6 protein-coding genes are annotated in these 4,686 nt (G+C 41.6%); 5 read left to right on the forward strand and 1 reads right to left on the reverse strand.

The window, feature by feature from the left end:
- The first annotated feature begins 118 nt into the window (after nucleotides 1–118).
- Both LZD49_RS35145 and LZD49_RS35150 read left to right on the forward strand, forming a co-directional pair.
- Complete coding sequence (locus LZD49_RS35145; protein WP_234673289.1) at nucleotides 119–1,558, forward strand: hypothetical protein; 1,440 nt, start codon at nucleotides 119–121, stop codon at nucleotides 1,556–1,558.
- Nucleotides 1,559–1,566: 8 nt separating this feature from the next.
- Complete coding sequence (locus tag LZD49_RS35150) at nucleotides 1,567–2,088, forward strand: hypothetical protein (protein ID WP_234673291.1); 522 nt, start codon at nucleotides 1,567–1,569, stop codon at nucleotides 2,086–2,088.
- 207 nt (nucleotides 2,089–2,295) lie between these two features.
- Here the strand turns inward: LZD49_RS35150 and LZD49_RS35155 are convergent, their stop codons facing one another.
- Nucleotides 2,296–2,553, reverse strand: coding sequence for a hypothetical protein (locus LZD49_RS35155; protein WP_234673293.1), 258 nt, complete (start codon nucleotides 2,551–2,553; stop codon nucleotides 2,296–2,298).
- Nucleotides 2,554–2,707: 154 nt separating this feature from the next.
- Between LZD49_RS35155 and LZD49_RS35160 the strand changes: the two genes are divergently transcribed.
- From LZD49_RS35160 to LZD49_RS35170, 3 genes are all read left to right on the forward strand, one after another.
- The gene (locus LZD49_RS35160; RefSeq protein WP_234673295.1) at nucleotides 2,708–3,436 is read left to right on the forward strand and encodes a DUF6088 family protein; all 729 of its coding nucleotides are present in this window, start codon (nucleotides 2,708–2,710) and stop codon (nucleotides 3,434–3,436) included.
- Nucleotides 3,437–3,559: 123 nt separating this feature from the next.
- Complete coding sequence (locus LZD49_RS35165; RefSeq protein ID WP_234673296.1) at nucleotides 3,560–4,027, forward strand: mobile mystery protein A; 468 nt, start codon at nucleotides 3,560–3,562, stop codon at nucleotides 4,025–4,027.
- The gene (locus tag LZD49_RS35170) at nucleotides 4,018–4,602 is read left to right on the forward strand and encodes a mobile mystery protein B (RefSeq protein WP_234673299.1); all 585 of its coding nucleotides are present in this window, start codon (nucleotides 4,018–4,020) and stop codon (nucleotides 4,600–4,602) included. The genes LZD49_RS35165 and LZD49_RS35170 overlap by 10 nt, the downstream gene beginning before the upstream one ends.
- Nucleotides 4,603–4,686: the final 84 nt, after the last annotated feature.

Here is a 4,686-nt window from a genome sequence, read left to right on the forward strand (position 1 = left end):
GATCTGAGTTTCTGTGAATGTGTTTCGTTTCATAGCAGATTAAAATTAGAAAATTTGTCTAATTCATCACCACTCTGTTTTTAGGGAAGCTTACACCTGATCATCTAATTAAAAATTAATGAAAAGATTTGTATTTACATTAATCCTTTCTAGTCTAGTTCTTATTTTACTAAACTGCGATAGGAAGCAACTATTGCCTGAAAAAGTAGAAACCAATTCAAGCCTTACTGTTCAATATGCTAGGGCATGGTTTGAATCAGAATCAGAGAGTAACTCTTTATCCCGTGAAGCTCAAAGTAGGTTTTCAAAGTATGGTGTGTCCTGGGATAAAGCCGTCACTGGGAAAAACACTGCCAGTGAGTATGTAGAAGTGCCGCTTCAAAGGAAAAGCGATAGTTCTTATCACATAGGAGTTTATGAAAATAAGAGAATGAAGATGCTCGATCCAGATAAATTATGGATTGTATTTTATAAGGACAAAGAGGGAAAAATGCAAGAAAGAATTAAGCAGTACTACCCTGACGAGTCTGCGAAAACAGGGAGCTTTAGTGGTCGTATAATGCTATGGAGCTGGAATGGAAAACTAATGGGAGGAGATCGATATCAAAACGGGAAGCCAGTGGCAAGAATTTACCCGAACGACTCTTTGAAATCAGGAAAAACAAACACAATTGTCTGCTCACAGTTCATGATTTGTGCATGGTACCGGAGTTGCACGGGTCCAAACAATGATTACCTTGAGGTTCAGGACATCAAGTTGCGCGCGGACAACGGGATGTGTTATTATCCCACGTCTTGGGATTTTCAATTTCCGTGGTATAATGGTCCTAATTGTACACTTTGGAATTTTAGCTATACTGATTATTTTACCGAATGTACTGAAACCGGCTCAGGCAGTGATCCGGGTGCCGGTGGTGGCAGTACCGGGTTCGAGGATCCATTCCCTCAATTAAGTAAGATTTATTATAGTGGTAATTTGGGAACCGAAAATTCAGCTAAACTTGAAGCCGTGATTACTCAGTTACGTAGTAACTGCCTCGGCAAAACAATATTCGACAAGATGGTTGCTTGGAATCGTTATTTGAATTTTATGATTAACCCGGCAATATCTACTCCTGGGATATACTCACCGAGCACAAGAACCATAACTTTTAAGTCTGCTGCTGACATCGACATTAATGTTTTTCGAGAGGAACTGTTTCATGCCTACCAAGATGTCATCTATGGCGGGACTAGCCAATACTCAAATAATGGATTTTCAAACATTGAATTTGAGGCGAAGCTTTTGAGGGATATGGTAGGTGTAATGATTGGAGGGGCTGGAGTGGCTTCAACAACAGTCCCTCCGGCTAATAATCTAGATTATCTTCTATGGCTAAATGACATTACCTCTGGTGGAACGACATATCCAAATTCATGGTCTGACTTATCATCAAACTATTTTAATTATTTAGAATTGTTTAAGCAAGCAAATCCAGCATACAATAAGCCTACAATAAATACTTTAAATCCAGATGCATTACTTAATGCAATAAATTCTTCTGGATGTCCAAAATAAATATAAATATGAAATCTTTTACATTATTACTTTTCTTGATTATATCTGCTAACATATTAGCATCTGCTCAAAACTTAAAAGCTGGCCGGTTTAAAACCGGTTCCAATACCTTTGATGTTAAAAAAGTAAAAAATCAATTTGTCGTCAGTAATATTAAAAACAGTCAAGTTGATAAGGCGAGAAAATTGCCAGAACACCTTGTAAATAGTGGGTATGAACAGTTTTTGCATATTGGCGAGAAGGAACGTTCAGGAATTCTTTCATTGGTGACTGCGGAATATACAAGATTAGGCAAACAATTACCTATGGAAAATCCACTTATTGTATATTATATAAGCGAAGATGGTAATATTCTCGCAATGGATTTTATACTACTTTCCGATAGCCGTCTAACTACCGACGACTTTAGAATTATTGAAGGAGCCCTGAAAGGCAAATTTCACTTTAAGACAGATTCGAAAAAGTTATCTGGAGCTGGTTACGTCACTTGGGCATCTCGGCTTACAATGACCAAGCCTCCAAAAGAGTAATAACTCGGCATGGACTAAATATTGCACAGCATCGAAATAAGTCAAAAAACCTCTTTTAGGCGTTTTTTTGACTTATTTCGATGCTGTGCAATAGACAGTGACTTATCGAGCTTTTCTTTCTGCGTCTGGGTAAAGCTCCGGAGCGGTTAGCTCTGCCTATTTTTTTGCCGCTCCCAGCAAAGCTGATTTTTAAACCGTCGACATATTTTATGTTCCTAAGCTCATTCCCTTGTCCTTTCCGATATCCAACCCCTGCCTACGCAACTGCTGCCGGTACCCGGCCAGCTCCATGGCATTTTTAGCCGTGTCCCTTTCTAGCCATTTCCGGGCAAAATCCGCGCCGACGGGGCCGCTGTCCTGGGCAACACTCCGGCAAATCAGCCCGATATCATCTTCCCCCAAGCTTTTTAGATACGTTGACACCTGTGGGGCGCTGCCTTTGAAATTGGCGAAGATCCTGGCCATGATTTGCTCATAACTCTGTCGGCTGCCTAATTCGACTTGGTTGCTCGGTTTTTTGTGAGGATAGTGCAAATTTTTCTATTTAACATAATTAAAGTTATATACGAAATGATACATAAAACTTGACAATTTTATGCTTGCATGTTACATTAGTTGAATGGGAAGTGTTTCTGAAAAAATAGCTGAAAGGATTAAAGCAATATCCGAGGATATGAGTTTCGGGTATGAAGAATTGCCAATTGAACCGGACGAATTCTGGTCCGCTGCCAAGGCAATAGAGCGGTTGCAGAAAAAGGGTGTGATTAGAAAACTATCAAAAGGGAGGTTCTATAAGCCCAAAATGACGGTTTTTGGAGAAAAGCGCCCTGATGAGCAGGAAATTCTCAGACCTTATCTCTATCGACAGGGAAAACGCATCGCCTATATCACCGGGATGGGTTTGTACAATCGGCTGAACCTGACCACACAGATACCTGCCGTTATTCACATAGCGAGCTGCTCGCGGCGTAGCCTGACCGGGATAGGATATTTGCGGGTAAAGCCCGTGAAAAGCTATGTTGATGTCTCTGAGGAAAATTACCAGATTCTCGGGTTTCTTGATGCCTTGAAAGATTTGAGGCGCATTCCCGATTTAGACATTTCGGCAGGGATGACCCTATTCAAAAGCATGATAAAGGCCTTAGGCCTGGATCAGCAAGACCAAATGATCACATTGGCGTTGTCTTATCCACCAAGGGTAAGGGCGTTGTTAGGGGCGATCCTGGAGGATATAATGAGCACACCTGATCTTAGGCAACTTAAAGAAAGTCTCAATCCATTCACAAGATTTGCCTTAGGGGTAAATAGCACAGTTCTGAAAACCGCCCCCACCTGGAATATTCAATAGGGTTATTACCACAGTAATGGTATACCTTTAATTATTTTAATGAATTTAAAGGTATACATTTAAAAATCAATTAGTTTTTAAATGTATACCTTTAAATTTGTGTTTGTAAAATGAAGGTATGCTATGAAAGTCCCCAATAACCATCTTCTCGTCATTCGACAGCTCGATGCGAAATTGAAAGATTTTAGCGCATTGGCACAGTTTAATCCGCCTCCACGAGGTTGGATCAGCCAGCTGCGCAAAGCCTTTAACATGTCCCTCGCGCAAATAGGGGACAGGTTGTCCAAAACCCCGCAGGCCGTAAAGGAAATTGAAAAGCGGGAGGGCGATGAGAGCATTACACTAAAATCGCTTCGGGAAGCGGGGGACGCTCTCAATATGAAGCTGGTCTACGGATTTGTGCCCAAAGATGAAAGCCTGGAAAAGATGGTCGAAGATCGGGCACGAGAACTTGCCTTGAAAATTGTCAAACGAACGTCCACCACGATGAAACTGGAAGATCAGGAAAATTCATCCTTGCGGTTAAAACAGGCCGTTGATGAACTGACACAGGAAATCAAACGCGAGATGCCGAGAAGTCTATGGGATTAGAATTACAGTACGACGAAGGGCAAACACCGCTCGATGAAGAAGAGAAAGAAGGCTTGCTCATTGAGTCAGTCACAACGCGTGGTGAACTGGATGAGGTGGAGCAGCGGAATATTGAGGAAGCAATCCGCTGGACGATTGAACGCCGAAGAAAATTTACAGCGTCTGAAATTCTGACGGAAGAATTTATAAAACTGGTCCACAAAAGAATGTTGGCCGGGGTCTGGCAATGGGCCGGCTCCTTTAGAAATTCAAATAAGAACCTCGGCGTTGATAAATATCAGATTGGTACGGATTTGCGCATGTTGCTGGATGATTGCAAATTCTGGGTTGAGAACAACACCTATCCGCCCGATGAGATTGCCGTTCGGTTTAAACATCGCATTGTATCGATCCATTGTTTTTCAAATGGGAATGGCAGGCATTCCCGGTTGATTGCCGATATAATTATTGAAAAGATTTTTGGTCGCGAAGTATTTACCTGGGGGAGCCAGAGCTCAATCAGAAGCAGTGATATGAGGGCCACTTACTTAAATGCTCTAAGGGAAGCGGATAGAGGGAGCTACGTTAATTTGTAGTGGCTCTACAGTTCCGCTACATCTAGAAGTCGGCAAAATGTAGGACAAAACTACGTTTTGCTTTTCATTGCCAGCTTTGCCATC

It is taken from the genome of Dyadobacter sp. CY261 (genome assembly GCF_021440085.1).
Lineage (GTDB): Bacteria > Bacteroidota > Bacteroidia > Cytophagales > Spirosomataceae > Dyadobacter.